Here is a 25,717-nt window from a genome sequence, read left to right as displayed (position 1 = left end):
GGCGGTCTGCGGCGGATGGTTCGACCGGAACGGCTGTCCCGCTGCGGGATTTCCATCCCACAAGAACGATCACTCATAGGAGGATGCGATCATGCGCTTCTCAACCATTCTCGCCTGCGGTGCCGCTTCGGCACTGGCCTTCGCTGCCCACGCACAAGACATGCCGCCTCCGGGTGGAGCGCCAGCCGGCCCGCCGTCCGCGACCGCGCCGATGCCGGGCGACACACCCGGGCCGATGCCGGGCGGGACGGACACCATGCCCCCGCCGACTGGTAACCCCATGCCCGGTGATGGCATGAACCCGCCGCCGCCGCCCCCTGCACCCGGCGGCACGATGACGCCACCGCCGCCTCCGCCCCCGGGTGGTGGCCAGGTTGAGATGATGCCGCAGCGGCCCGTGGAGCAGACCGCTCCGCAGCCCCCGGCAGAATATCCGGTCTGCTCGCGCACCGTGAAGGACGGGTGCAAGAACCCCGGCGGGCAGTAACTAACCGAGCTTCTGCTGAGGTCGGCGTCCGTCTAGGTTGCCGGCCTCAGCAGGACCAATTTGGCCTTGCCGACCACGCGTTCGGCATCGCAATCGAAGCCTTTGACCGCGATCTCTTCCCGCTTTTCCGTCTCAATGCTCACCCAGGTGCTGGGGCCGACCCAGCCGAGCCGAGCAAGCTTGTCCAGAGCGACGGCACCCGCGCCGGTGCCATAAGGCGGGTCCATGAAAATCACATCCAGCGGCGCCGACGTGGCGCCAAGCGCAAGAACATCGTTCTGGCGGATGTCGGGCCGCGCGAGTCCCAGCTTTTCGGCATTTTTACGCAGGGCGGCGATCGCAGCCCGGTCGCGCTCGACGAAGAGGCATGTCGCTGCCCCGCGAGAGAGCGCCTCAAAGCCAAGCGCGCCGGAGCCGGCAAAGAAATCGCCCACGGCAAGCCCTTCGAATGAGCCCAAACGGCTGGTGAGCATCGAAAACAGCGTCTCGCGTGTGCGATCCGCTGTCGGGCGCGTTTCCTCGCCGACTGGCGCCACCAGCGGGCGGCCCCGCCATTGTCCTGAGATGATCCTCATTTGAGCGTCTTGCGGAACTTGATGAGATCGACTTGGCGCACCTCGGCCACTTCACCCGGCGCGGAATCGCCCAGCACGAAGGGGCCGTAGCGGGTCCGGATCAGCCGGCTGACCTTAAGGCCAAGATGTTCGAGTACGCGTCGTACTTCGCGGTTCTTGCCTTCGGTCAGCGTCATTTCGATCCACTGATTGCGCCCGGTCCGCCGCTCCAGATTGGCGTCGATGCGACCATAGCGCATCCCCTCGATCTCGACGCCCTCGATCAGCTCTTCAAGTTGCGCCTGGCTGATCTCCCCGAACGCGCGCGCGCGATAGGTGCGCTCGACACCGGTGGAAGGCAGTTCCAGCTGCCGCTTCAGCTCGCCATCGGTGGTGAGCAGCAGCAGGCCTTCCGTGTTGAGATCGAGCCGGCCGACCGGCATCACGCGCGGCAGGTCGGCGGGCAGGCGATCATAAATGGTCGGACGCCCGGCGGGGTCTTTGGCGGTGGTGAGCAGGCCGGCCGGCTTGTGGAACAGGAACATGCGGGCCGGTGCGGGCTCCTTCACCGCCACACCATCCACCGTCACGCCGCGCAGCGACTTGAGCAGCGTCGCGGGCGTTTCCACCAGCGTGCCGTTCAGCGCCACGCGCCCTTCGGCGATCATCCGCTCGACATCCCGGCGGGAGGCGACGCCCGCGCGGGCCATCAGCTTGGCGATGCGCTCGCCCTCTCGCGCGGTGCCATCATCGGCGGCCTGGCGCACCTGCGGCGCGACGCGGCCTGCGCCCCGGCGCGCTCTGGGCGGCTGGGCTCGACGATCGGTAGCACCGGCTACAGGGCGCTGGGGACGGCGAGGTCCGGAAGGTCCACGAGTGTTCGACAAAATCTGTGTCCGTTTTTGGGGCGGCTGTGTCATCGCTGCACTGGCGAATCGCAGCCGCGCGACCTAGCGTTTTTGTGCGCCGGGATCGATCCGTTTTCGGTCTGCGGTTTGGCGCAACGGGAATGAGGCGGCAATGTTTTTCTCGAAGGAGACGCAGCGAATACGCCGCATCCTGATTGTCGAGGATGAGCCGCTGCTCGCGTTCGATGAAGAACACACCCTCCAGACGGCCGGCTATGAGGTGGTCGCGACAGTCGATCGCTTCCGGGAAGCGACGGCGATCATCCTCGAACAGGGCGCGGTCGATCTGGTTGTCACCGACGTGCGGCTTGCCGGTGTTCGCTCGGGCGTCGAGCTGGCCCGCCATGCCCGCGAACTCGGCATTGCCGTGCTGTTCGCGACGGCCACCTGCCCTGAGGAAGCGCGCGATCAGGACATTGCGCTCGGGTGCCTCTCCAAGCCATTTCTGCCGCGCGACCTCATCCGTGCCATTGGCGTGTGCGAGAGGGTGATTGGCGGGCGCTCGCCCGGCCGGCTGCCGGCGGGGCTGAAACTCTTCAAGCGCAACTGAGGGCTGCGCTGAGGCGCGCGGGTAAAAACGATGCTTTGAATTCCGGCATAGCGCTCTAAGACTGCGGGTTCAGGCCCAAGCAGTCGGAGTGTGCATGTCGCAGACCCTCATATTCGCCGTGATTGTCGGTGCAGTCGTGGCGAGCGGCTTCTTCGTTCCAAGCTTCCGTCCTTATTTGCGGCCCATGCCGTTCGTCGCGTTCCTGCTCGGCATATCGAGCGGCTTTCCGCTGACGCTGCTGCTGGCGACAATGACCTTCTGGCTCTCCAAGGTTGGCATCGACAAGTCCACGATCGGCTTCGCCATTGGCCTGACGACGCCCTACACGCTCAAATTCCTGTGGGCGCCGCTGGTCGACAAGGTGCCACTGCCTGTGCTCACCCGCCTGTTCGGGCAGCGGCGTGCATGGCTGTTCTTCATCCAGGCGCTGCTGTTTGGCGCGATCTGGCAACTGGGCGCCAGCGATCCGGCAACCGATCTGGCGCGCTTTGCGCTCTGGGCCATAGCCGTCGCCTTCCTCTCCGCCACGCAGGATATCGTGATCGATGCCTACCGCATCGAAATCCTGAGCGAGCAGGAACTGCCGCACGGTACGGCGATGAACCAGTTCGGCTATCGCACCGGTAATCTGCTGGCCGGCGCTGGGACGATCTTCCTCGCCTCCACTGAAGGCGCCGGGCTGGGTTGGGCCGTCGCCTATGGCATCACTGCCTTTTGCGTGCTCCCGGCAGCGATTGGCGCGCTGCTGGCGGGGCCGGGGCGCTATGTGGAGCACCGCGCGGTGCGCGAGGGGCTGGCAATGGGCGACTGGCTCAAGGAGACCATCGTCAATCCATTCCGCGAGTTTCTCTCCCGTCACGGCGCCTTCCTCGTCCTGGGCTTCGTGCTGATCTACAAGATCGGCGATGCCATGGGGCAGGTGATGCTGGCGCCGATGATCGTCGAGCTGGGCTTTACCGACACCGAATATGTCACCGTCAACAAGTTCGTCGGCTTTGCCGCGCTGATTGCCGGGTCGGCGCTGGGCGCACCGTTCATCGCCCGGCTGGGCATGGGGCGTGCTTTGTTCGTCTCCGGTGCGATGATGATGCTCTCCAACCTGCTGTTCTGCGCGCTCGCCGTAGCCGGACATTCGACGCCGATGCTCGCGCTGGCGGTGGGAACGGAGAATTTCACCAGCGGCATCGGCCTGACGGTGTTTGTGACCTATCTCTCCGGCCTGTCGAGCCTCGCCTATACCGCCACCCAATTTGCCCTGCTGTCATCCTTCGCCGCAGTCGGCCGAACATGGCTATCGACGCCTTCGGGCTATCTCGCCGAGGGGCTGGGCTGGGTCGGTTTCTGGGCGTTCACCGTCGTGGCTGCGATCCCCGGCATGATCCTGCTCTGGATCATGTGGACGAAAGGCTTCGTGGTGGAGTCCGTGCGACAGCCCAGCACGCAGGACGATTAGCGACGCGCCTCAGACCGGCGGCTGGTTGTTGGCGACCAGCACCTGCCCGGCCAGATAGAGCGTACCCGCCATCAGGACCGTGCGTCGCGGCCCGGCGGCGACATCCGTCAGCGCCTCCTGGATCGTGGTGAAGCTGCGGTGCGGCACCTCCCATGCACGGGCAACTTGCGCGAAGACCTCCGGCCCGTGATGCTCATGGCCGGGCACCGGCAGCGAGCGGATCGAGCGGATCAAGGGACGGAGCGGCTTGAGGAAGCCGGCGACGTCCTTGTTCGAGAGCATGCCGATGATCAGGTCGATGCCCTCATCGGCCAGATGGCTTTCCGTCAGCGCATCGGCCAGCGCCTTGCCGGCATCGGGGTTATGCCCGCCATCGAGCATCAACGTCCGCCCGGGCAGCATCGCGTTGAGCGGACCGCCTTCCAGACGCTGCATGCGCGCGGGCCAGTGCGCCCAGAGCGGTGCGGCGCGCAGCGCGGCCTCGGGCAGGGGCACCGCCTGCTGGTGACGGAGCATCGCAATGGCGAGGCCCATATTGGAAATCTGGTGGGCGCCGTGGAGGCGGGGCATCGGCAATTCGATCCGCCCGGCTTCGTCGCGATAGTGCAACTGGCCCTGATATTCGGCGATGTCCCAGCTCCGCCCGCGCGGCAGATGCGCGGCACCGGCCTTGTCGGCCACGCGCGCGATCGTGGCGTTCATCGCCGGGCGATAATGCTGGGTGACCAATGGCGCCCCGGCCTTGGCAATGCCGGCCTTCTCAAAGGCGATGCGGCTCAGCGGGTCTTCCGGCACGTCATGGTCCGGCGCGAGGAGGAAGCTCTCATGGTCGATCGCCAGCGAGGCGATGCCGCAGGCGACCGGCGCCTGAATGACGTTCGTTGCGTCCAGCCGTCCGCCCAGGCCCACCTCGATCACGCAGGCATCCGCCGGCACGGTGGCGAACAGCATGAAAGCTGCGGCGGTGGTGATCTCGAAGAAGCTGGCATTGAGATCGCCGCCGATGTCGAGAACCTGCGCCAGCGCGCGGGCCAGCGTGTCATCGTCGATCAACGTGCCGGCAAGGCGAATGCGCTCGTTGAACCGCACCAGATGGGGAGAAGTGAAGACATGGACGCTCTTGCCGTCGGCTTCCAGCGCCGCGCGCAAATAGGCGCAGGTCGATCCCTTGCCGTTGGTGCCGGCGACATGGAAGACCGGCGGCATCTCCAGATGCGGGTTGCCCAGCCGGCGGACGAGTTCGCTGATGCGCTCCAGCCCCAGCACGTCGCGGCCGGGAGAAAGCGCCATCAGGCGATCGAGTTGCGCCTGCACGGCAGGATGATCGGAAACGGCGTGGTCAGCCATCGCAAGGCCTCTGGATCAGGTGCCCTCCGGCCTGCTTGCCCGGAGACTCGCCTGCTACGCAGGTCGGCGAGTCCTCAGACAGGCGCGGACGGGACAGAAATCGGTGGTTTTATGCCGCTTGCTTCGTCGTCAGATAGCCGATCGTCTTGGCCAGCGTCGCCTTCATTTCCTTGCGATGCGTCACCATGTCAATCATGCCGTGCGCGAGCAGATATTCGGCGCGCTGGAAGCCCTCGGGCAGCTTCTCGCGAATGGTGTTCTCGATCACGCGGGCACCGGCAAAGGCGATCAGAGCATTGGGCTCGGCAATCTGCACGTCACCCAGCATCGCATAGCTGGCGGTGACGCCCCCGGTGGTCGGGTCGGTCAGCACCACGATGTAGGGCAGGCCTGCCGCGCGCAGTTGCTGCACGGCGACGGTGGCACGGGGCATCTGCATCAGCGAGAGGATGCCCTCCTGCATCCGCGCGCCACCAGCGGCGGTGAAGATCACATAAGGGCAGGACTGGCGCACGGCTTCCTGCACGCCGGCGACGAAGGCGGCGCCGACCGCCGTGCCCATCGAGCCGCCCATGAAGGCGAAGTTCTGCACGCCGACAACAGCCGGCTGGCCCTCGATCCGGCCGGAGGCATTGATCAGCGCATCCTGGTCGCCGGTCTGCGCGCGGGCGGCCTTCAGGCGATCAGTGTAGCGCTTGGAATCGCGGAACTTGAGCGGGTCTTCCTTGACCACCGGTGCGGGCAGGATGTGAATCGTGCCCTCATCGAAGATGTGCGCGAAGCGGGTGTGCGGGCCGATCCGGCCATGATGGTCGCAACGCGGGCACACCGAGAGATTCTCGTCCCATTCCTTCTGGAAGATCATCTGGCCGCAGCTCGTGCATTTGTGCCAGAGATTGTCCGGTGTCTCGGCCTTCTTGGCGATGAAGGGCAGGGCATTGCGAACGCGGTTCAGCCAGCTCATGCGGCTTTCTCCTTCTGATTGAGCGCGGCGCGCAGGGTCGCCACGAAGTCGCGGACCGGGCCAGCAGCCTGGGCGCCATGCTTGCCGACCAGCTCGACGATGGCCGAGCCGACGACGACCCCTTCAGCCACCGCGCCGATGGCGGCGGCCTGCTCGGGCGTGCGCACGCCGAAGCCAACGGCGACGGGCAGATCGGTTGCGGCCTTGAGTTTGGCCACAGCGGATTCGATGCTGGTCTGCGCGGCCTGTTGAAGACCCGTGATCCCGGCGACGGACACGTAATAAAGGAAGCCCGAGGCCCCCTCCAGCACAGCCGGCAGACGCGCGGCGTCCGTGGTCGGCGTCGCAAGGCGGATCAGCGAGACGCCAGCGCCGCGCAGCGCCGGGCCAAGCTCGGCATCTTCCTCGGGCGGAATGTCGACGCAAATCACGCCATCGACACCCGCCTTGGCACATTCGGCGGCGAACCAGTCGGCGCCGCGTACGGTCATCGGGTTGGCATAGCCCATCAGCACCAGCGGCGTCTCCGGATGGCGGGCGCGGAAGGCGGCGGCGATCTCGAAGATCTTCGCCGTGCTGATCCCCGCCCCCAGCGCGCGCAGATTGGCGGACTGAATGGCCTGCCCGTCCGCCATGGGATCAGTGAACGGCATCCCCAGCTCGATCACATCCGCGCCGCCCGCGACCAATGCATCGAGCACAGAGGCCGTGTCAGCAGGCGTCGGATCGCCGCCGGTGACGAAGGTGACGAGTGCGGCGCGCCCTTCTGAGCGGGTGCGGGCGAAGGTGGAGGTGAGGCGGTTCATATCTTCGCTCCCAGCGCCTGGGCGACGGTGAAGATGTCCTTGTCGCCGCGGCCGGAGACGTTGACGACGATCAGCTTGTCCTGCGGCATCGCCGTAGCCTCCGCCTCCAGCGCGGCGAGGGCGTGAGCGCTTTCGAGGGCGGGGATGATGCCTTCCTGCTGTGAGCAGAGCTGGAACGCATCCAAAGCCTGCACATCGGTCACCGGCACATAGCGCACGCGGCCGCTCTCGTGCAGCCAGCTATGCTCGGGGCCGATGCCGGGATAATCGAGGCCCGCCGAAATCGAGTGCGCCTCGGTGATCTGGCCGTCCTCGTCCTGCAGCAGATAGGTCTTGTTGCCATGGAGGATACCGGGCTTGCCGCCGGTGAGACTGGCGGCGTGCTTGTCCGTATCGATGCCGTGGCCCGCTGCCTCGGTGCCGACCATCGCCACATCGGGATCGTCCAGGAACGGGTGGAACATCCCGATTGCATTGGAACCGCCACCGACGGCCGCGATCAGCAGGTCGGGCAGGCGCCCTTCGGCAGCCAGCATCTGCTCGCGGGTTTCCTTGCCGATCACGCTCTGGAAGTCGCGCACCAGCTCGGGATAGGGATGCGGACCTGCGGCAGTGCCGATAATGTAAAAGGTGTTCTCGACCGTCGCGACCCAGTCACGCAGCGCTTCGTTCATCGCATCCTTGAGGCTTTGCGATCCGCTGGTGACGGGGCGCACTTCGGCGCCGAGCAGCTTCATGCGGAAGACGTTGGGCTGCTGCCGCTCGATGTCCTTAGCGCCCATGAAGATGGTGCACGGCAGGCCAAAGCGGGCACAAACGGTCGCCGTCGCCACGCCATGCTGGCCGGCGCCGGTCTCGGCAATGATCCGCGTCTTGCCCATGCGGATGGCGAGCAGGATCTGGCCGATGCAATTGTTGATCTTGTGCGCGCCAGTGTGATTGAGCTCTTCGCGCTTGAAATAGATCTTGGCGCCGAAACCGGGCTTGGCGCGCTCGCGATAATAAGCGGTCAGCCGTTCCGCGAAGTAGAGCGGCGAGGGGCGGCCGACATAATGCGTCATCAGGCCATTGAACTCGGCTTCGAAAGCCGGGTCTTCCTTGGCGGCGCGATACTCGCGCTCCAGGTCAAGGATAAGCGGCATCAGCGTCTCGGCCACATAACGGCCGCCGAACTGGCCGAAATGGCCGCGCTCGTCGGGCAGGGCGCGCAAGGAATTGGGGCGGGAATCGGGGAGGGTGGTTGCAGCAGTCACTGTGCGTCTCTCTTGGTCACTGGGGTCGGGTCGCGTCGAAAGGGTCGAGCGATCAGCGCCATCGTGTCCCGATGCATCTGGCTATGGCAGGCAGTGTCATCATTCCCAACGCTTTGCAGAAGGTCGCGGCCTTGTCCACCGCATTGACGCATTCGGCGGCTGGCCTTTGGGGCAGTCTGGCGAGCGGCGCCCGCTTTGCCCTCGGTCCTGATCCATCAGGTCGGCGGGGCGGGCACGAGGATCAGGGTTCGCTCCTCCACGCGCCAGGAGGCCAGTTGGGAGAGAAAGTTCATCCCCAGCACGTCCATGTCGCCCAGCGCGGGCGAGATCACGACCTTGAGGTTTTGGGCCGTCAGCGGGCCGATCGCGAGGCGCTCGACGGTGCCGGTTTCCGCCTGCACCGTCCCGTTCGCTGTCTGGAGCACGACCGGCAGCAGGCTGGCTCCCCGGGGCACGCCTGCCAGGTCTGCCGTCCCCGTGGACAGCGCTGTGACGGTGGCGCCGCTATCGATGAGCATCCGCCGGTCGACGCCATTGATGTGCGCCGTCGCCCAGAAATGGCCGTCGGGCGACATCCGGATGCGCACCTCGTCGCCCACGACTTGCTGAGAGTCGACGCCCAGCAGGCTGCTGAAGCGGGACAGGGACGGGTCGAATGGCGCCTGCTGAAACAGCACGAACAAGGCAAACGCCAGCAAGGCGAACGAAAACAGGGCGCGCAGAGCCCGTCCCACATAGGGGATTTTGAAGATCAGAATGAGGATCAGCGCCGCACCGCCCGCGTAGAGCGCAAGGTGAAGCCATTCGGGGTTGGTCGTCATCGGCATGAAAGCTCAACCGCAATCACGTGCATTCGATCCCGCACAGCGTCCGCGAACCGCCAGGGCGCCCCAATCAGCTAGCCTGCGCCGCACGGCAAAAGTTGGCGATCTTGGCCACATCCTTGACGCCCGGCGCGCTCTCGATGCCGGAAGAGACATCCACCAGCGGCGCGCCAGTCAGGCGAATGGCATCGGCGACATTCTCCGCATCCAGGCCGCCAGAGAGGCCCCAGCGCAGCGGCGGGCGATGGCCGGCGAGGAGGCGCCAATCAAAACGCAGGCCCATGCCGCCGGGCAGAGCCGCACCGTCCGGCGTCTTGGCATCGTAGAGCAGGAAATCGGCCGCGCCCGCATAAGCCGCACCAGTGGCGAGATCGGCGGCGGTCTTCACGGAGATGACTTTCCAGACCTGCAGCCCGGTGCGCTGGCGGATGGCCGCAGCCCGTTCCGGCGTCTCGCGGCCATGCAACTGGGCGATCTCCATGCCGCCGGCAGCGACCAGTGTATCGATCAGATCATCGCTCGGATCGACGAGAACACCCACCCGCTTCACATGGGCCGGCACCCGCGCGGCGATGAGGCTCACCCGATCGGGCGCGAGATAACGCGGACTGGGCGGGAAATAATTAAGGCCGACATGGCTCGCGCCGCCACGCACGGCCGCATCGATAGCCTCGGCGGTCTTGACCCCGCAAATCTTGATGGCGACTCGTGACATGGCGGCGGGGTGTAGCGAGCTTCTGGCCTGTTGGAAATTCAGCGCACGCGCCGCACGAAAACAGCGCCATCCTCGCGCTGCTCGGTGACGAAATTGGGCAAGGAGGCGATCAGCTCGGAAAGGCGGGAAAAGCCGTAGCTGCGCGCATCGAAGGACGACCGATTGGCAGCCCGCTGCCCAAGCTCGGAAAGGCGGGCAAAGCCGCGCTCATCGCGCTTGGATGCTTTCCACGCATCTCCGAGCAGCTTTACCAGTTCCTCGTCAATGGGTGGCTTGGCCTCGACCGGCACTTCGTCGGCTTCACTGGCGGCGAGCGCGCCGAGGTCGATAAACCGGGTGCAGGCCCTCTGAAAGCCGACGGGAGCCTTGGCGTTGCCAAAGCCATAAACCGGCAATCCGTTCTGGCGGATTCGGACAGCGATGGGCATGAAATCGCTGTCGCTGGACATGATGCCGAAGCCATCGACGCGACCGCCATAGAGCAGGTCCATGGCGTCGATCGTCATCTTCATGTCCGTGGCATTCTTGCCCTTGGTGAGATCGAATTGCTGTTGCGGCTCGATGGCCTGCTGAAGCACGAGCCCCGCCCAGCCTTTGAGCGCGGGCTTGGACCAGTTTCCATAGGCGCGGCGAACATTGACCGTTCCAAGGTCGCCTAGGATGGTCAGCACGGCATCGAGGTCGTCAGGGCGAGAATTGTCTGCATCGATCAGCAGCGCAATGTTGCGGGCCTCTGGATTGTCCCCGCCCGGCGCCATCTTCCGATCGCCCATCGCTATCACTCTCCCGCCATAAGAAACGCGCCGCCGAGCAGCGTGAGCAGCTTTACGTCCACTGCATAGCCTTCCTCGCGGCGAGCTGTGATCCAGTCGGCGAAGCCAGCGAGCGGGACGCGGTGGACGCGAATGTCCTCGCCGGGCACGCCGCCGCCTGTGCCCACTTTCTCAAGGTCGAAGGCGCGGAACAGGGTGAAGCTTTCGGAGACCATGCCCGGCGAGCTCCAATATTCGCCCAGATCCTCCACGCGGCCTGCGCGATAGCCGGTTTCTTCCTCCAGCTCGCGCGCGGCCGCGAGGCCGGGCTCTTCATCAGCCGATTCGTCGCCCACCAGCCCGGCGGGCAGTTCGATGCAGCGCCGCCCGAGGGGAACGCGAAACTGGTCCACCAGCAGAATATGGCGCCCGTCCGTGCCTTCATCGATGGCAATGATGACGGCGGCCCGGATGCCGCGTGCGCGCGACACATATTCCCAGCGGCCGCGCCGCTTGGCGGTGATGAACCTGCCCTCCCACATGGTTTCCTCGGGGAAGCGGAACTCGTCTTCAGGGGTGGCGTCGCTCACAGTTCGATCAGCCGATCCGGCAACTCATTGGGATTGTCAGCGCTCTTGGGGCAGTGCTCGGCAAGGATCAGGCCGGCCTTCTCGATGGCGAGCGCCATGCCTTGCGCGATGCGCCCGGCGCGCACTTCGTCGATCATCGCGGCCATTGCTTCGCCCCAGACTTCCGGCGACACGCGCGAGGCGATGGCTTCGTCGGCGACGATTTCCGCGCGATGCTCATCCAGCGAGAGGTAGAGCAACATGCCGGTGAGGCGGCGGGTTCGCGCCTCGGCCGAAGTACGGAACAGCAGCAGAGCGCGCCGCCGCACGCGCCGCGATTTGGTCGCGCCGGGCGTCACCAGCATCCGCAGCGCCGGGATAGCCAGCAGATAGCGCATGATGAGGAAATGCAGGCACATCTGCCCGAACATCAGCAGGTAGAGCAGGTGTCGCGGCAACTCATGATGCCAGCCGCCGGTCAGGCCGATCAAGGCACGCTCATAGGCTGCGGGGAAGGCGGCAGCGATCAGCGGCACCAGCAGCATGAACAGCAAGGACCAGTGCAGCCCGACATCATGATAGGCATCCGATCGGCGCGCGACGATGGCCACGATTTCCGCGTCGGTCTTCAGTTCGGCCTTCGCCACGGCATCGGTAACGATGCGATGATCGGCTTCGCTCATGGAAATTCGCCTGCCCATCACCAGCCTCCGCTCGCGCCGCCGCCGCCGAAGCTGCCACCACCGCCGGAAAAGCCGCCACCGCCGCCCCAACCACCGCCGCCACCCCAGCCGCCGCCATCATTGTCGCGACTGTTGAGCGCGCTGCGAATGGCCGCTTCTGCTCCCCAGATGATGATGGGGTGGATGCCGCCGCGATAGCGCCGGCCGCCGCTCAACCGCCCGAAAATGGGCAGCACGACGAAGAAGAGAATGAAGATCGCGAGGAAGATCGCCGGCCCGAAGCCCTTGCCCGCCTGGCGCTTGTCCTGCTCGGCCGCGGCCGAGGCGAGCTTGCGCTGTTCTTCAGGCGGCAGTTCGAGAATGCGCACGATCTCGGCGACGCCCGCGCTGATGCCGCCCGGAAAATCCCCATCGCGGAAGCGGGGCGTGATGACATCGCGGATGATGCGGCCAGACAGTGCGTCCGTCAGGATCGGCTCCAGACCATAGCCGACCTGAATGGTCAGCCGGCGCTCGTTCGGCGCGACCAGCAGCAGTACCCCGCTGTTGGTGTCCTTCTCGCCGATGCCCCACGCGCGGCCAAGCCGATAGCCGTAATCGCTGATCTCATATCCATTGAGGTCAGGCACGGTCGCCACGACCAACTGGCGGCCGGTGGTCTTTTCCAGCGTTTCGGATTGCTGGGTAAGGGCTGCCTCTGTGGCGGGGTCGAGAATGTCGGCGCCGTCCACCACTCGCCCGGTCAGCGCGGGAAAGCTCTGGGCAAGCGCCGCATCCGGCCGCAGCATGAGCAGCGCGACCAGAAGCAGCATAAAGCGCATCAGCGCCGGCACGATGGCCGGCGCGACAGGGCGGTGGGACCGGGTCAATTGCCGTTGAACATCGCGCCGACATCCGGCGTGGTGTCAGCACCGGCCTTGGCCTCGAAGGGCGTCAGCGGCTTGGCGCCATGGATCAGCTTGGCGCCGATCATCTCCGGGAAGGTGCGGATGCGCGTGTTATAGTCCTGCACCGCGAGATTATAGTCGCGGATTGAGATGTTGATGCGGTTTTCCGTGCCCTCGAGCTGGGTCATCAGGTCTGCAAAGCGCTCCTGGCTCTTGAGGTCGGGATAGCGCTCGACGGTGACGAGCAGGCGGGAGAGGGCGCCGCTCACATTGTTCTGCGCGGCCTGAAACGCCTGGACCTTGGCCGGGTCGCTCAGCTGATCCGCAGTGACCTGCACCTGCGTCGCGGAGGCGCGGGCACTGATCACGCCTTCCAGCGTCTCCCGCTCGATCTGCGCGGAATTGCGCGCGACGGCGACGAGATTGGGAATAAGATCGGCCCGGCGCTGATAAGCCGCCTGCACGTCAGCCCATTTGGCCTTGGCATTTTCCTCGGCGGTGGGCACCGAATTGATGCCGCAGGCCGCCAGCGCCAGCGGCAAGGCAAGCAGCAGAAACATGCGCAGTGCTTTGAATGGCGATGAAAGCGTGGCCATGGCGGTCTGTCCCCTCATAAGGCGGTGTATCGCTTGAGTGATACGCTAAATAGGGTGTTGATTGCCCGCCCGCAACGGGCTTAGCTGCCCCGCATCATCCAAATCCATCATCATCAGCAGCCCGCAGACGGCAGGGGAGAAACACGATGCTGACCGAATTCAAAGCCTTCATCGCACGGGGCAATGTCCTCGATCTCGCCGTGGGCGTCATCATCGGCGCGGCCTTCGGCGCCATCGTCAGTTCGGTGACGGACGATCTCATCATGCCGGTCATTGGCGCGCTGCTCGGCGGCCTGGACTTCTCCAACTACTTCGTTCCGCTGGCCGCCGTCCCCGCCGGGACGGAGCCCACGCTGGAGGCCATGAAGGCCGCGGCGGTGCCGGTGTTCGCTTATGGCTCGTTCATCACGGCGGTGATCAAGTTCTTCATCTTGGCGTTCGTCATTTTCCTGATCGTGCGGCAGGCCAACCGCTTCTTCGTTAAGAAAAAAGCAGAGGAAGTCGCAGCGCCTGCTGGCCCCTCCGAGGTCGATCTTCTCAAGGAAATCCGCGACGTTCTGAAGGCGAAGCCCTGATCGGTCCGTCGCATTGGGGTGAACGAAAGGTTGCCGAGCCGGGAACCTTTGTCGCTGCGGGGGTTTTGTTTGCAGTCTCGTGACAGATGGCGGGACCTAACAGGAGACAGACGCGTGAAACCCATGATGATCCTTGCCGCTGCAGGCGTAGCCCTGACGCTGGCCGCATGCGATTCCAAGGAAGCGCAGAACGTCGAAGATGCCTATGACAACCGGGCGGACGCGATTGACAACCAGGCTGACCAGCTTGAGCAGGCGAGCGACCACATGAACGGCGCTGCTGAAGACCGCGCGGAAAACGCCGTGGATCGTCTTGAAAATCGTGCGGATGCCGTGCGGAACATGGGCGACGAGAAGGCTGACGCGATCGACGCGGCCAAGTGAATTGCCAATTGATCTGAACGCTCGCTGAGCGTTTGGTTCGACCGGCCCGGCATAGTCCACAGGGATTATGCCGGGCTGTTTGCGTCTGCGGGCTTCTCAACCGCGAATTGATCCCTATATGAGGATCTGCCGGCTTGTCCGGCTATGGCGATAAACTGCGGCGTGTAATAGGCGCAGCGGACCCGGGGGCGGTACCCGGCGGCTCCACCAGAAGTGGCTCTTCCTTTCAGGAAGAACTGTTCCTGACGGGGCCGAACTAGGATCGACGTGTGTTGAAAAACGCTGTTTTTGCCCGGGCTGAGTAACCCGTTCAAGGCTCAAAACCCATAAGTGCCAACGATAACGAAGCACTTGCTCTTGCAGCGTAATTGAGGGCCTCACGGCCTGACATTACCCTAACAGAACGCGGTTGGACCGAACCGGGCAACAGAATCGGATTCCAGCGGCACGGGGAGCGCCGGGCAACAGAAGCTCCCCACCTCAGCCCTTCTCGCACAGCTTTTGAAGACCCGACTTCTGTGGGGCGCTGCTTCGCGCGGCTCTGGAGATTGTGGGCCCCGAGCGATGCTGCGAAGCACAGAATCATGAATATTACAGAATTATGACAAAATGCTCCTCTCGTACGTACATACCAAATATGATGACTATCCTTATGATTTTGTGAATTTAAAAATTTTTGTTCGAATATTGATAGCGAGTCATAAAACTGAAATACTCTCGGTCAGATTTCAAAAGATACGAGAGGAATTGTCATGAATTTCAAGATTTTGGTTGCAGGAGGCGCCGCGCTCGCGGCACTGGGCTGCACAGGCGCGATCGCCCAGACCGGCGGCGCCACGGGCAGCTACGCCGCCACCGCCATTTCTGCCGGAAATCTGGATGAAGCCGAGCGGCTGTTGCAACCGGCCAGCATGACCGATGCTGCCGATCCCGCGCGGCTCATCAATATCGCGACGGTCTATGCGCGTACGCAGCGCAAGGCCGAGGCGCGCGAGGCGCTGATGCGCGTTCAGTCGCTGCCCGCCGAGCAGCTCGATCTGGCCGATGGCGCCAGCTATTCGAGCCACGCCGTCGCCCGCACTCTGCTGGCGCGCCTCGATCAGCACTGAAGCCGATCCGGCTCCCGGCCGGACATCATCACGAGAAGGTGCGCGGACGCAGGTCTTGCGCACCTTTTTCTATTGAGGGGTACGGCGAGCCCGCCACCGGCAGCTCCAATGCCGTACATCTTCTCGCTTCCGAAAGCTGGGCGGATGTTCGCGGCCTTGTCCATGTGGTCGGCCGCTGCCCCAAGCGCCTGCAATAAAACTGACATGAATCCGTCACGCGGATGACGCGGGGATTGCATCCCGCTGTCACACTCATCGCCTAGCTGCCGCGCCGAGGGCGCAAGGGGGACTTCACAGAGTCGCTACTCCCGTTGGCCGTCCTGCAATCGAAATCCGGAACATCCGGCAGCGGAGACGACGATGAAACTGATCAATCGGACTATCAACTTCATGCTGGCAGGCGTGGCCCTGCCGCTGCTCGCCGGTTGCGGTGCGCAGGATATCGCGTCGCCGGGTACGGGCGGCAATGTCATCGTCAACCCGACACCCACCCCGTCGCCGACGCCGACACCTACGCCGACTACGAGCGTAACGCCGGCTGCCGGGTGCCCCACGATTGCGGACCCGCAGGGACTGACCGACGCAGGCACGATCACGGGCTCCACCGGCACCTGGCGCGTCTGCAGCCTTCCGGCACAAATTCGCGCGAACGTGACTTTGCCCAAGGTCTCCGGCCTGCTGTATCAACTCCCCGGTCGAGTCGATGTCGGTTGCGATCGCGGTCCTTCGGATGCGCTGGTCCCCTCTGGCTGCACGATCCCCGCTGTCACGCTGACGATCGAGCCTGGCGTGATCGTCTATGGCGGCACCGGTGTGTCCTGGCTGGCGGTCAATCGCGGCAACAAGATCAACGCTGTCGGCACCGTCGCAAAGCCGATCATTTTCACCAGCCGCGACAATGTGCTTGGTCTGAATGACGACTCCAAGTCGGGTCAGTGGGGCGGCGTTGTGCTGCTCGGCCGTGCGCCGACCACCGATTGCGCCATCGGCGGCGCGACCCCGGGCTCCAATGATTGCTATCGTCAGACCGAGGGCGCGGCTGACCCGGCCTATTTCGGCGGTCAGATCGTGGCGGATAACAGCGGTACGATGCGTTACGTCCAGATCCGCTACTCTGGTTATGTGCTGGGCGCGAACTCGGAGCTCCAGTCGCTCACGCTGGGCGGTGTCGGCTCGGCCACGACCCTCGATCACATCCAGAGCCACAACAGCTCGGACGATGCGGTCGAAGCTTTCGGTGGCGTGGTGAATATGAAGCACTTCGTGTCGACGGGCGCTGAGGACGACATCCTCGACACTGACACGGGCGTGAAGGCGAACATCCAGTTCGTCCTCGGCATCCACCGCGCTGGCGGCGGCGCCGGCGACTCGTTCATCGAGGCGGACAGCGACAATGCCTTCACCACCAACACGCCGCGCCAGAACACCAAGGTGTCCAACGCCACGTTCATCGGTCGTTCGACGGCCAACAGCAACGGCGCGCTAGTCTACATCCGTGGTGCGGCCGACTACACGCTGGTCAACAGCATCGTCATCAGCCCGAACTTCCCCTGCCTCGGCATCAGCCAGGCCGCGACGGCTTCTGCCACGGTCGATGCCGCAACCGACGAAGCCGGCGCGCCCGTTTTCCGCTCGGTGCAGATGCAGTGCCCGTCCAGCGGTGCCTTCTTCGGGAAGAACAGCGTGACGGCGGCTGACGTGCAGGCCATCTTCCAGGCCGGCACAAACAATAGCGCAGCCTATACCCCGTCGCTGGTGAGCGTGTTCGTCAACGGCACCACCGAGAATGGCGTCAGCGCCTTCGACGTGACGACCCTCGGCTCCTTCTTCACGGCGGTGAACTACATCGGCGCGGTGAAGGACGCCAATGACAGCTGGTACCAGGGTTGGACCTGCAATTCCGGCACGGCGACCTTTGACAACGGCTCGGACACCACCCGCGCCTGCACGTCGCTGCCGACCGCCTGACACAATAGATGACAATGGAGGCGGGTGGATGCGCAGCGCACCCGCCCGCCTCTCTCCACAGTGATTTAAGGGGACTATCGATGGTGACGCCGCTCCGTTTCGCGGGTCTGCTGCTCGTGACAACCGCATTGACCGCATCCGCCGCCTGGGCTCAGGACATGGATGCCGCGCAGACCGCCGACGGCGCGAGCGAAGCGGCGGCTGCACCCGCCGATGCCGCAGAGGTTTCCATTCCCGGCGGCGGCGACATCATCGTCACCGGCCGTCGCGGCGCGAACATCGAGCGATCGGCGCCTGCCGTCGTGTCCCTGCTCTCGGCCGAAGCGATTGCCCGCACCGGCGAGGGTGACATTGCCGGCGCTCTCGGGCGCGTGACCGGCCTCAGCGTGGTCGGCAACGGCTATGTCTATGTGCGCGGTCTGGGCGATCGCTACTCGCTGGCGCTGCTCAACGGCTCGCCACTGCCGAGCCCCGAGCCGCTCAAGCGTGTCGTCCCGCTCGATCTCTTCCCGACCAGCCTCGTCGCCTCGTCGCTGGTGCAGAAGAGCTATTCGGCCAATTTCCCCGGCGAGTTCGGTGGCGGCGTGATCAACCTCACGACCCGCGCGATCCCGGATGACTCCTTCCTCAGCGTCTCGGGCGGGCTCAGCTTCAACAGCGAGACCACGGGTCGCCTGGGCTATACCTATTATGGCTCGCGCACCGACTGGTCGGGCTTTGACAATGGCGCGCGCGATACGCCGCCGGCGCTGGCCCAGTTTTTCGCCAGCGGCGCCAAGATCAGCGACGTGGGCGTCGATCAGGCAGCCATCATCGGCCAGATCGCAAACGGCCGGAACGCCATCGTCCAGCGCAACTTCAACATGCCGCCGAGCGGCAGCGTGGCATTGAGCGCCGGCACCAGCCTGGATCTTGGCGGGTCGACGCTCGGCGTCATTGCCAGCGCCGGCTGGAGCAGCAAGTGGCGCACGCGCGACATTCTCCAGCAGTCAGCCGCCAGCCTGGACCTGTCGCAGCTCGGAAGCGATTTCTACACGGTCGCGACCGACAACCGCGTGGTCGTCAACGGCCTGCTCGGCTTTGGCCTGGAATTTGGCGAGCAGAAGCTGCGCTGGACCAACCTCTACATTCGCGACACGATCAAGCAGGCGCGGCTCTCCAACGGCCAGATCGCGGCGTCCGCCGGGTTCGATTTCCTCAATCAGGATACCGCCTGGTATGAGCGCCAGCTCATCAACACCCAGTTGGTTGGCGAGCTGCGCTTTGGCGAGCTGAAGGTCGATCTGCGCGGCAGCTATGCCAATTCGCAGCGCGAGGCGCCCTACGAGCTCGGCTTCACCTATGTCCGCACCAACGCGCCGACCAGCATCGATCCGTTCGGCGATCAGTACATCAACCGCCTGAGCGGGCAGGTGGGTACGGCCAATTTCTCCTTTTCGGACTTGAACGAGAACCTGCTCTCGGGCGGGATCGACCTGTCCTACCCGCTGCTGCCGACTGTGCGGGCGACTGTGGGCTATGCCTATATGAAGACGATCCGCACCTCCGAGCGGCGCGACTTCCGCATCCAGGCGCCGGGCAGCTTCCCGGCTGGCGTGGGCGCTCTCCGCCCCGATCTGCTGCTGGACGGCGACCTCGCAAAATATTTCGGCTACCAGCTCTTCGAGACGACCGAGACCGATCCGGCCTTCCGCGCCCGCATGAAAGTGCATGGCGCCTATGGCCAGATCCAGGCGACGCTCATGGACGGCCTCGATCTCAACGCCGGCGTTCGCTACGAGCGCGGTTTTGAAGCGGTGCGGCCGATCCAGGTGTTCAGCGTTCCGAGCAGTTCCAATGCCTCGACGGGGCTCAAGAAGGACTATTGGCTCCCGACCGCCACGCTCACTTACGCGTTCGGCGATATGCAGGTGCGCGCCAATGCCTCCAAGACCATCGCCCGGCCGCAGTTCCGCGAGTTGATCTTCCAATCCTATTACGATCCGGAGACCAACACGTCCTTCCAGGGCAATCCGCTGCTGGTCGATAGCGAATTGTTCAACGCCGAACTGCGCTACGAATGGTATTTCGCGCGGGATCAGCGCATCTCGCTGGCGGGTTTCTACAAGAAGATCGACCGCCCGATCGAGACCTACATCTCGCCCGTCGGCGACAACAGCTTCACCACTAGCTTTGCCAACGCGCCCAAGGCCAATCTCTATGGCGTCGAGTTCGAGACGCAGAAATACTGGTCGCTGGGTGACATGGCGCCGGACCGGCGCGTGGTGACGATCCTCAACTACACCTATTCGCGCTCAAAGCTGAAGGTGAAGGCGGACGATCAGGTGATGATCTACGGCGTGCCGCCGCAGGTCGCGACCAACGTGTTCCGCGATGGCGCGTCGCTCACCGGCCAGTCCGATCACCTGCTCAACATGCAGATCGGGCTCGAAGACACGTCGCGCCTATCGCAGCAGACCTTCCTCATCAACTATGCCAGCCAGCGCGTGACGCGGCGCGGCTTCTCCGGCCAGCCGGACATTGTCGAGCAGCCGGGCTTCACGGTCGATTTCGTGGCGCGGCAGGGCATCCAGCTCGGCCGGGTTGAAAGCGAGCTGAAGCTGGAGGTGCGCAACATCACAGGCACCAAGTACAAGGAATTTCAGGATAACGGCGTGAACCGGGTCTACTACAATCTCTACAAGCCCGGCACGAGCTTCGAGGCATCGTTCAGCGTCAATTTCTGATCCGATTGACGCACCCATAGCGTGAACGAAGGAGGGCGGCCCCATGGTCGCCCTTTTTCGCGCGCGGGCTTGATCGGGATGGGGACCGCGCCGGGCTTAACCCGCCCAGAGGCGCTCGCGATACCATTTCGTGATGATGTACTTCACGCCCGAGCGCACCTTCATGCCGTGATGGATGGTGGCCGGGTTCATTGTCCCGTCCGGCAGGCGATTGTTCCAGGCGACCAGCTTGCCGGTTTCCGGCTGGATCATCTTGTCCACCTGGGTGAAGCGCGTGGCGCCGCCGGCGGCGGGCTGGTTGAGATAGACCATCAACGTCCAGGTGCGGTTGCCCGATCGACCGCAGTAGCGCTCAAAATCCATACCGCCCGGCTCGAAATAATCTGTGTGCGCCTTGAATTCCTGACCCACGGCGTAGCGCTGCCCCTGCAGCTGCTCGCCCTGCGCGGGATCGATGCCGCTATAGGCCGCGAGCTTGGCGTTGATCGCGGCGACGAAGGGGTCGCTATCCTCCAGATCGCAGGTCTCGCTGGTGCGGAAGGCTTCATAGCCGAGATCGTCGGCGATGGTGGAAGGCCGGCGGTTGGCTTCGATGCGGTCGATCAGCCCTGCGCATTCGTCCGAATCGAGAAAACCCTTCTTCACGAACAGCGTGAGGTCGCGCCGAGGGAGGCGCTGAATGCCCGGCTGACCGGCAAGAAGAGGTGCGTCGAGCATCGACATGGCTGAACGGTGCGTCTAGCAACGGGAGCGGAGCCGGATCAACCGCTCCACGGCGATTATTTTTGCGGGGTAGACGGCGTTCGACCGGCCATTCGGCGCATCTCAGCGCCGGTTGTCATTTTTTGGTAACCATGGTGAAACGGATCAGTCATACACCGCGCATAGGCAGCGCTTGCTTTGCTGGAGGGCATCAAATCTAGGATGCGGTGGACCGATCTCATTCGGCGCGCGCGACAGGGCCGGCCCGCCGGTTCTTCCAGCCTCGGTCAATGGATCGAGGCGGTGCTGCTCGTCGTCCTCATCATTCAGATCGCCCGGCTGCTCTGGGCGCTCGGCACGCCGGTCGGCCTGTTCGGCGACTGGCGCGCGCGCGAGCCCGTGCTCGTCTCCGCCGATGCCAGAACCGCCCTGTTCGCCGGCTTCGATCCGTTCTTCCGCAACGGCGCGAGCGCTGGGGGTGGCGTGCAGCAAGTCACGTCCCTGCCGTTCCGCCTGTTCGGCATCCGTCTCAACGAGGCGTCGGGCCAGGGCTCGGCGATCATCGCCAATGAGGCGGGCGAGCAGGCCAGCTATGCCGTGGGCGATCAGATCGCCCCGGGCATCATCCTGAAGGCCGTGCAGTTCGATCATGTCGTCATCGAGCGCGGCGGTGTCGGCGAGACGCTTTACATCGATCAGTCCGGTGGCGACGCGCCCGTGGTGCCCGCGCCGCCGGCCGAGGGCGGCCCTGCCATGCCGCCGGAGATGACGACCGGCGCCGGCCCACAGGCGCCTGCCGCGGCGTTGACGCCCGATTCGGTGATGAAGGCGGTCAACATGGCGCCGCGCAATCAGGACGGGAAAGTCACCGGCATCGTCCTCAACGCCGGCAGCGATAGCGGCGCACTGTCACAGGTCGGCTTTCGGCCCGGCGACATCATTGTGCAGATCAACGGGCGGCCGGTCACGTCCATGGGCGACATCGCCCAGTTGCAGGCGGCGCTCCGGCCCGGCGCGCGCCTGTCCCTCATGGTCGAGCGCGGTGCCTCCACCGTGCCCATCTCACTCAATCTCCCGGAACGCCAATGACCCTGCTTCCCAAATTCCGCCGTTTCGCCGGCAGCGCCATGATCGCGCTGCTGCTCGCCGTGCCGGCGGTCGGCCAGTTGACGCTGAATGTGCGGGATGCCGATGTGCGCGCCTTCATTCAGGATGCGGCGCGGGTGACCGGGCGCACCTTCATCATCGACAATCGGGTGCAGGGCAAGGTTTCGGTTGTGACGGACCGGCCGCTGTCGCGCTCGGAATATTTCGAGATATTCCTCTCGACGCTCCGCGCCAACGGGCTGGTCGCCGTGCCTGCCGCGGGCGGTGCGTTCCGCATCCAGCCGGTCGAGGGCGCGGCGGGCCAGCCGGGGCAGGTGGGCCGGGCCGCTAACAGCAACCAGTTCGTGACCGAAGTCATCCGCCTGCGTTCCATTGACGCGCAGTCTGCGCTGGAAACGCTGCGCCCGCTGGTCAGCCGCGATGGCTCGATCACCGCCAACCGCTCCGGCCGCTCCATCGTGGTGGCGGATTATGCCGACAATATCCGGCGCATCCGGCAGGTGCTCGCGCAGGTGGATACGGACGGATCGACCACGCAGCTCATCACGCTGAAAAATGCCGGCGCGCGCGAGATCGCGACGTCGCTGCAAGGGCTGCTTGCGGGCGAGGAGGGCGCGCCGTCCCGCGCGACCATCGTCGCGATCGACAGTTCCAACAGCATCGCCCTGCGCGGCGACGCGACGACCGTGCAGCGCCTCGCCGCGATGGTGCGGGATATCGACGGGCGTGCGGCTTCCGGCACGGAAATTCGCGTCTACTGGCTGCAACATGCCGATGCCGACAAGATGTTGCCGGTGCTGCAGCAGTTGCTGGGTCAGGCCGGGGTGGTGTCGGAGACGCCCTCGGCGCCCACGCGGTCGAGCACGCCGGCTGCGGCTGGGAGCGCGCCGGCGGCGTCCGCAGCGCCGGTCTCGACCCCCGCTGCGGCCACGGCGGCCAGCGGAAGCGGCATCGGGCGCGGCCCCGCGGTCGTAACGCGCTATGAGGGCGCCAATGCAGTGATCGTCGCGGCCAATGGCGACACGCAGCGGATGCTCGGCGAAGTGATCCGCCAGCTCGATACCCGTCGCGATCAGGTGCTGGTCGAAGCGATCATCGTCGAAATCGGCGACAATGCCGCGCGGCAACTCGGCGTGCAGTTCCTTGTCGGCAGCACGTCGACCGGCTTTGCCGCGACGAACTATTCCAATGCCAGCCCGAACATCCTGACGCTGGCCGGCGCGCTTGCCGCCCGAAATCTGAGCCAGACGGAAACGGTGGTGGTGGCGCCGGACGGTACGCGCACCACGACCACGACGACCGAGAATAGCGGCCTTGCCAATCAGCTCCAGAGCGCGGCCGTCGATTCGCTGGCAGCGGCGCGCGGCGGCTTTGGCGGCATCGCGACGGAACTGGGCAGCAACGGCGTGTTCGGCGCGATCATCAACGCCGTCCAGTCGGATACCGAGAGCAACATCCTCTCGACGCCGCACATCACCACGCTCGATAACCAGCAGGCCAAGATGCTCGTCGGGCAGGAAGTGCCGGTTGCGACGGGCGAGGCGCTCAGCCCCAATTTCGATAACAAGTTCCGCACCGTGCAGCGGCAGAATGTCGGCATCATGCTCGACGTGACGCCGCAGATCAGCTCGGAAGGGACGATCAAGCTGTTCATCAAGCAGGAGGTCAGCAGCGTCGCCGGACCGGTCTCCAACAACAGCAGCGATCTCATCATCAACAAGCGCGAGTTCGAGACGACGGTTCTGGTCGATAATGGCGATATCCTCGCCATTGGCGGCCTGCTCGACGAGAATGAACGCCGGACGATCGAGAAGATCCCGCTGCTGGGGGACATTCCCCTGATCGGTGAGCTGTTCAAGTCGCGCAGCCGGGCGAAGGCCAAGACCAACCTCATGGTCTTCATCCGCCCGACGATCCTCGGCAGTCGCGCCGATGCGCGCAAGATGACCGCCCAGCGCTATGGCTATATTCGCGGCCAGCAGATGCTCGCCAACCCGGATGTCGAGCCGTCCATCGATCAGCTCGTGCGCGAATATCTGGGCACGACGCCGCCGGTCGCCGAGCCCAAGCCCGGCGATCAGGTGGTCGACGGGCGGATCACAACCGGGCAGGAGGTGCGCTCCCAGCAGGTCGTGCGGCCCGGCGCAGTCAAGACGACGGACGTGCCATGAGCGAGCCTGAGCGCCCCGCTCAGGCCGAAGGCGCGCCCTTGCCGGTGCCGGCACTGGATGAACCCGCTGTGCCGGTGCAGGCATCTGACGAACCCGCACCGCTGGTTCACGAGACCTTGCCGGTCGATATTCCCTATGCCTTCGCGCGCAAGCATGGCGTGGTGCTAGTGGCGGACAAGGCCGATGCGGATGCCGCGCAACCCCGCCTTGCCGTCGCGATGCGGGAGGGCGCCGATCCGCGCGTGCTGGTGGAGGTGCGGCGGCATCTTGCCCGCAGCTTCGATGTCTCGATCGTCAGCCAGCAGGATTTCGACAAGCATCTCTCCAACCATTACGCCATGGAAGGCTCGGCAGCGGCGATGGCCGGCTCGCTCGCCATGGGCGGGGACGATCTCGATTTCATCGCGGGCGACCTGCCGACCGCCGAGGATCTGCTCGACAGCGGCGACGACGCCCCGGCGATCCGCCTGATCAACGGCATTCTCGCCGAAGCGGCCCGGCAGGGCGTCAGCGATATCCATATCGAGCCTTATGAGACAGGCCTCGTCGTGCGGATGCGCAGGGATGGCGTGCTGACCGAGACGCTGCGGATGCCGCCGCATGTCGCGCCGGTCGTCGTCAGCCGAATCAAGGTGATGGCGCGGCTGGACATTGCCGAGCGGCGCGTGCCGCAGGATGGTCGCATCGGCCTCACGCTGGGCGGCAAGCTGCTGGACGTGCGCGTCTCGACCTTGCCCAGCCGGGCGGGCGAGCGCGTCGTCATGCGTATCCTCGACAAGGAGAATGCCGGCATTTCGCTCGATGTGCTCGGGCTGACTGGCACGGCCGATGGCGTCTTCCGTCGCGCGCTGGAGGAGCCGAACGGCATCATCCTCGTCACCGGCCCGACCGGTAGCGGCAAGACGACGACGCTTTATGCGGGCCTGCGCCAGTTGAATGACGGCAGCCGCAATATCCTGACGGTGGAAGATCCGGTGGAATATGCCATCGAGGGTGTCGGCCAGACGCAGGTCAATGCCAAGGTTGGCCTGACCTTCGCCGCCGGTCTGCGCGCCATTCTGCGCCAGGACCCCGATGTGGTGATGGTCGGCGAAATTCGCGACCGGGAGACGGCGGAAATCGCCGTGCAAGCCTCGCTCACAGGCCACCTCGTGCTCTCGACCGTCCACACCAATGATGCGGTGGGCGCGATCACCCGGATGCGCGACATGAAGGTGGAGCCGTTCCTGCTCGCCTCAACGCTGCGCGCGGTCATCGCCCAGCGGCTCGTGCGGCGGCTGTGCCCGCACTGTCGCGAGCAGGTGCCGGCGGACAAGTCGGTCAGCGCGCTGCTCGGCATTGACGAGGGTACGCTAATCTATCGCCCGCGCGGGTGCGACCAGTGCGGCAATAGCGGCTATAAGGGCCGGATCGGCGTGTTCGAGGCCATTCGCGTGGACGAGACGATCCGCCGGATGATCAACGAGGGCGGCGATGAATCGCGCATTGCTCGCCACGCCTATCTCAATGCCCCCAATCTAGTTTCCGCCGCGCGGGCGCTGGTGCTGAGCGGCGAGACGAGCGCGGAAGAAGCGATTCGCATTTCGCGGCACGAAGCGGTCGATGCCTGAAATCGCGATGCCCGAGA

General features: G+C 65.0%; 25 protein-coding genes and 1 other RNA gene. 12 read left to right on the top strand and 14 right to left on the bottom strand.

Going from position 1 to position 25,717, the window contains the following annotated elements:
* Positions 1-91: 91 nt before the first annotated feature.
* Entirely contained in the window at positions 92-487 is a 396-nt protein-coding gene (locus tag M2337_RS15170; protein WP_264570929.1) for a hypothetical protein, read from the top strand.
* Between the two features lie 32 nt (positions 488-519).
* Here the strand turns inward: M2337_RS15170 and rsmD are convergent, their stop codons facing one another.
* Entirely contained in the window at positions 520-1,062 is a 543-nt protein-coding gene (gene rsmD / locus M2337_RS15165) for a 16S rRNA (guanine(966)-N(2))-methyltransferase RsmD (protein ID WP_264570928.1), read from the bottom strand.
* The gene (locus M2337_RS15160; protein WP_264570927.1) at positions 1,059-1,961 is read right to left on the bottom strand and encodes a pseudouridine synthase; all 903 of its coding nucleotides are present in this window, start codon (positions 1,959-1,961) and stop codon (positions 1,059-1,061) included. The genes rsmD and M2337_RS15160 overlap by 4 nt, the downstream gene beginning before the upstream one ends.
* Positions 1,962-2,061: 100 nt before the next feature.
* Here M2337_RS15160 and M2337_RS15155 point away from each other — a divergent pair, with 100 nt between their 5' ends.
* Together M2337_RS15155 and M2337_RS15150 are read left to right on the top strand one after the other, a co-directional pair.
* Positions 2,062-2,499 (top strand): response regulator, encoded by a 438-nt coding sequence (locus M2337_RS15155; protein WP_181560256.1) that lies wholly within the window; start codon positions 2,062-2,064, stop codon positions 2,497-2,499.
* 94 nt (positions 2,500-2,593) lie between these two features.
* Entirely contained in the window at positions 2,594-3,952 is a 1,359-nt protein-coding gene (locus tag M2337_RS15150; protein ID WP_264570926.1) for an AmpG family muropeptide MFS transporter, read from the top strand.
* Between the two features lie 9 nt (positions 3,953-3,961).
* Here the strand turns inward: M2337_RS15150 and M2337_RS15145 are convergent, their stop codons facing one another.
* The 11 genes from M2337_RS15145 to M2337_RS15095 form a co-directional block, all read right to left on the bottom strand.
* Positions 3,962-5,299: a bifunctional folylpolyglutamate synthase/dihydrofolate synthase gene (locus M2337_RS15145; RefSeq protein ID WP_264570925.1), complete on the bottom strand. Its 1,338-nt coding sequence runs from the start codon at positions 5,297-5,299 to the stop codon at positions 3,962-3,964.
* Between the two features lie 109 nt (positions 5,300-5,408).
* Positions 5,409-6,263 (bottom strand): acetyl-CoA carboxylase, carboxyltransferase subunit beta, encoded by an 855-nt coding sequence (gene accD / locus M2337_RS15140; RefSeq protein WP_264570924.1) that lies wholly within the window; start codon positions 6,261-6,263, stop codon positions 5,409-5,411.
* Entirely contained in the window at positions 6,260-7,069 is an 810-nt protein-coding gene (trpA, locus tag M2337_RS15135) for a tryptophan synthase subunit alpha (protein WP_264570923.1), read from the bottom strand. The genes accD and trpA overlap by 4 nt, the downstream gene beginning before the upstream one ends.
* Positions 7,066-8,322, bottom strand: a complete 1,257-nt coding sequence (trpB, locus tag M2337_RS15130; RefSeq protein WP_264570922.1) for a tryptophan synthase subunit beta — start codon at positions 8,320-8,322, stop codon at positions 7,066-7,068. The genes trpA and trpB overlap by 4 nt, the downstream gene beginning before the upstream one ends.
* 215 nt (positions 8,323-8,537) lie before the next feature.
* Positions 8,538-9,149 carry a TIGR02281 family clan AA aspartic protease gene (locus M2337_RS15125; RefSeq protein ID WP_264570921.1) on the bottom strand — a complete coding sequence of 204 codons (612 nt, stop codon included), beginning with the start codon at positions 9,147-9,149 and terminating at the stop codon, positions 8,538-8,540.
* 67 nt (positions 9,150-9,216) lie between these two features.
* Positions 9,217-9,861 carry a phosphoribosylanthranilate isomerase gene (locus M2337_RS15120; RefSeq protein ID WP_264570920.1) on the bottom strand — a complete coding sequence of 215 codons (645 nt, stop codon included), beginning with the start codon at positions 9,859-9,861 and terminating at the stop codon, positions 9,217-9,219.
* A gap of 38 nt (positions 9,862-9,899) precedes the next feature.
* Positions 9,900-10,634: an NYN domain-containing protein gene (locus M2337_RS15115; protein WP_264570919.1), complete on the bottom strand. Its 735-nt coding sequence runs from the start codon at positions 10,632-10,634 to the stop codon at positions 9,900-9,902.
* A gap of 5 nt (positions 10,635-10,639) precedes the next feature.
* The gene (locus M2337_RS15110) at positions 10,640-11,155 is read right to left on the bottom strand and encodes an NUDIX hydrolase (protein ID WP_264572285.1); all 516 of its coding nucleotides are present in this window, start codon (positions 11,153-11,155) and stop codon (positions 10,640-10,642) included.
* Positions 11,156-11,199: 44 nt separating this feature from the next.
* Complete coding sequence (locus tag M2337_RS15105; protein WP_264570918.1) at positions 11,200-11,865, bottom strand: TPM domain-containing protein; 666 nt, start codon at positions 11,863-11,865, stop codon at positions 11,200-11,202.
* A 17-nt stretch (positions 11,866-11,882) separates the two neighbouring features.
* Positions 11,883-12,689, bottom strand: coding sequence for a TPM domain-containing protein (locus tag M2337_RS15100; RefSeq protein WP_264572284.1), 807 nt, complete (start codon positions 12,687-12,689; stop codon positions 11,883-11,885).
* 41 nt (positions 12,690-12,730) lie between these two features.
* Complete coding sequence (locus M2337_RS15095) at positions 12,731-13,348, bottom strand: LemA family protein (protein WP_181560247.1); 618 nt, start codon at positions 13,346-13,348, stop codon at positions 12,731-12,733.
* Positions 13,349-13,494: 146 nt separating this feature from the next.
* Between M2337_RS15095 and mscL the strand changes: the two genes are divergently transcribed.
* The 6 genes from mscL to M2337_RS15065 all read left to right on the top strand — a co-directional run bounded on the left by mscL (position 13,495) and on the right by M2337_RS15065 (position 20,110).
* Positions 13,495-13,923 carry a large conductance mechanosensitive channel protein MscL gene (mscL, locus tag M2337_RS15090; RefSeq protein ID WP_181560246.1) on the top strand — a complete coding sequence of 143 codons (429 nt, stop codon included), beginning with the start codon at positions 13,495-13,497 and terminating at the stop codon, positions 13,921-13,923.
* A 123-nt stretch (positions 13,924-14,046) separates the two neighbouring features.
* On the top strand, positions 14,047-14,307 hold the full coding sequence (locus tag M2337_RS15085) for a hypothetical protein (RefSeq protein WP_264572283.1): 261 nt from the start codon (positions 14,047-14,049) through the stop codon (positions 14,305-14,307).
* Positions 14,308-14,396: 89 nt separating this feature from the next.
* Positions 14,397-14,787: a transfer-messenger RNA gene (gene ssrA, locus M2337_RS15080) on the top strand.
* Positions 14,788-15,059: 272 nt separating this feature from the next.
* Positions 15,060-15,416 (top strand): tetratricopeptide repeat protein, encoded by a 357-nt coding sequence (locus M2337_RS15075; protein WP_264570917.1) that lies wholly within the window; start codon positions 15,060-15,062, stop codon positions 15,414-15,416.
* Positions 15,417-15,776: 360 nt separating this feature from the next.
* A complete protein-coding gene (locus M2337_RS15070; protein ID WP_264570916.1) occupies positions 15,777-17,384 on the top strand; it encodes a hypothetical protein in 1,608 nt (535 codons plus the stop codon).
* An 80-nt stretch (positions 17,385-17,464) separates the two neighbouring features.
* A complete protein-coding gene (locus M2337_RS15065; protein WP_264570915.1) occupies positions 17,465-20,110 on the top strand; it encodes a TonB-dependent receptor domain-containing protein in 2,646 nt (881 codons plus the stop codon).
* A 96-nt stretch (positions 20,111-20,206) separates the two neighbouring features.
* Here M2337_RS15065 and M2337_RS15060 read toward each other — a convergent pair whose 3' ends face one another.
* Complete coding sequence (locus M2337_RS15060; RefSeq protein WP_264570914.1) at positions 20,207-20,833, bottom strand: prolyl hydroxylase family protein; 627 nt, start codon at positions 20,831-20,833, stop codon at positions 20,207-20,209.
* Between the two features lie 201 nt (positions 20,834-21,034).
* On the opposite strand from M2337_RS15060, the gene M2337_RS15055 reads away from it, so the two are divergent.
* The 3 genes from M2337_RS15055 to gspE are packed head-to-tail and all read left to right on the top strand — an operon-like array spanning position 21,035 to position 25,700.
* On the top strand, positions 21,035-21,901 hold the full coding sequence (locus tag M2337_RS15055) for a type II secretion system protein N (protein ID WP_264570913.1): 867 nt from the start codon (positions 21,035-21,037) through the stop codon (positions 21,899-21,901).
* On the top strand, positions 21,898-24,090 hold the full coding sequence (gene gspD / locus M2337_RS15050; RefSeq protein WP_264570912.1) for a type II secretion system secretin GspD: 2,193 nt from the start codon (positions 21,898-21,900) through the stop codon (positions 24,088-24,090). Before M2337_RS15055 ends, gspD begins: the two co-directional genes overlap by 4 nt.
* Entirely contained in the window at positions 24,087-25,700 is a 1,614-nt protein-coding gene (gene gspE / locus M2337_RS15045) for a type II secretion system ATPase GspE (protein WP_264570911.1), read from the top strand. The genes gspD and gspE overlap by 4 nt, the downstream gene beginning before the upstream one ends.
* Positions 25,701-25,717: the final 17 nt, after the last annotated feature.

This window comes from Sphingobium sp. B2D3A (genome assembly GCF_025961795.1).
GTDB lineage: Bacteria > Pseudomonadota > Alphaproteobacteria > Sphingomonadales > Sphingomonadaceae > Sphingobium.
This window is presented reverse-complemented; position numbering and strand designations above follow the sequence as displayed.

Coding starts and splice junctions, on each gene's coding strand:
- M2337_RS15170 (WP_264570929.1), top strand. CDS start 92: ATGCGCTTCTCAACCATTCTCGCCTGCGGTGCCGCTTCGGCACTGGCC.
- gspD (WP_264570912.1), top strand. CDS start 21,898: ATGACCCTGCTTCCCAAATTCCGCCGTTTCGCCGGCAGCGCCATGATC.
- M2337_RS15150 (WP_264570926.1), top strand. CDS start 2,594: ATGTCGCAGACCCTCATATTCGCCGTGATTGTCGGTGCAGTCGTGGCG.
- M2337_RS15115 (WP_264570919.1), bottom strand. CDS start 10,634: ATGGGCGATCGGAAGATGGCGCCGGGCGGGGACAATCCAGAGGCCCGC.
- M2337_RS15105 (WP_264570918.1), bottom strand. CDS start 11,865: ATGAGCGAAGCCGATCATCGCATCGTTACCGATGCCGTGGCGAAGGCC.
- M2337_RS15110 (WP_264572285.1), bottom strand. CDS start 11,155: ATGTGGGAGGGCAGGTTCATCACCGCCAAGCGGCGCGGCCGCTGGGAA.
- M2337_RS15160 (WP_264570927.1), bottom strand. CDS start 1,961: ATGACACAGCCGCCCCAAAAACGGACACAGATTTTGTCGAACACTCGT.
- M2337_RS15070 (WP_264570916.1), top strand. CDS start 15,777: ATGAAACTGATCAATCGGACTATCAACTTCATGCTGGCAGGCGTGGCC.
- M2337_RS15085 (WP_264572283.1), top strand. CDS start 14,047: ATGATGATCCTTGCCGCTGCAGGCGTAGCCCTGACGCTGGCCGCATGC.
- M2337_RS15155 (WP_181560256.1), top strand. CDS start 2,062: ATGTTTTTCTCGAAGGAGACGCAGCGAATACGCCGCATCCTGATTGTC.
- M2337_RS15060 (WP_264570914.1), bottom strand. CDS start 20,833: ATGTCGATGCTCGACGCACCTCTTCTTGCCGGTCAGCCGGGCATTCAG.
- M2337_RS15145 (WP_264570925.1), bottom strand. CDS start 5,299: ATGGCTGACCACGCCGTTTCCGATCATCCTGCCGTGCAGGCGCAACTC.
- accD (WP_264570924.1), bottom strand. CDS start 6,263: ATGAGCTGGCTGAACCGCGTTCGCAATGCCCTGCCCTTCATCGCCAAG.
- M2337_RS15065 (WP_264570915.1), top strand. CDS start 17,465: ATGGTGACGCCGCTCCGTTTCGCGGGTCTGCTGCTCGTGACAACCGCA.
- M2337_RS15125 (WP_264570921.1), bottom strand. CDS start 9,149: ATGCCGATGACGACCAACCCCGAATGGCTTCACCTTGCGCTCTACGCG.
- rsmD (WP_264570928.1), bottom strand. CDS start 1,062: ATGAGGATCATCTCAGGACAATGGCGGGGCCGCCCGCTGGTGGCGCCA.
- M2337_RS15120 (WP_264570920.1), bottom strand. CDS start 9,861: ATGTCACGAGTCGCCATCAAGATTTGCGGGGTCAAGACCGCCGAGGCT.
- M2337_RS15075 (WP_264570917.1), top strand. CDS start 15,060: ATGAATTTCAAGATTTTGGTTGCAGGAGGCGCCGCGCTCGCGGCACTG.
- M2337_RS15055 (WP_264570913.1), top strand. CDS start 21,035: ATGCGGTGGACCGATCTCATTCGGCGCGCGCGACAGGGCCGGCCCGCC.
- gspE (WP_264570911.1), top strand. CDS start 24,087: ATGAGCGAGCCTGAGCGCCCCGCTCAGGCCGAAGGCGCGCCCTTGCCG.
- mscL (WP_181560246.1), top strand. CDS start 13,495: ATGCTGACCGAATTCAAAGCCTTCATCGCACGGGGCAATGTCCTCGAT.
- M2337_RS15095 (WP_181560247.1), bottom strand. CDS start 13,348: ATGGCCACGCTTTCATCGCCATTCAAAGCACTGCGCATGTTTCTGCTG.
- trpA (WP_264570923.1), bottom strand. CDS start 7,069: ATGAACCGCCTCACCTCCACCTTCGCCCGCACCCGCTCAGAAGGGCGC.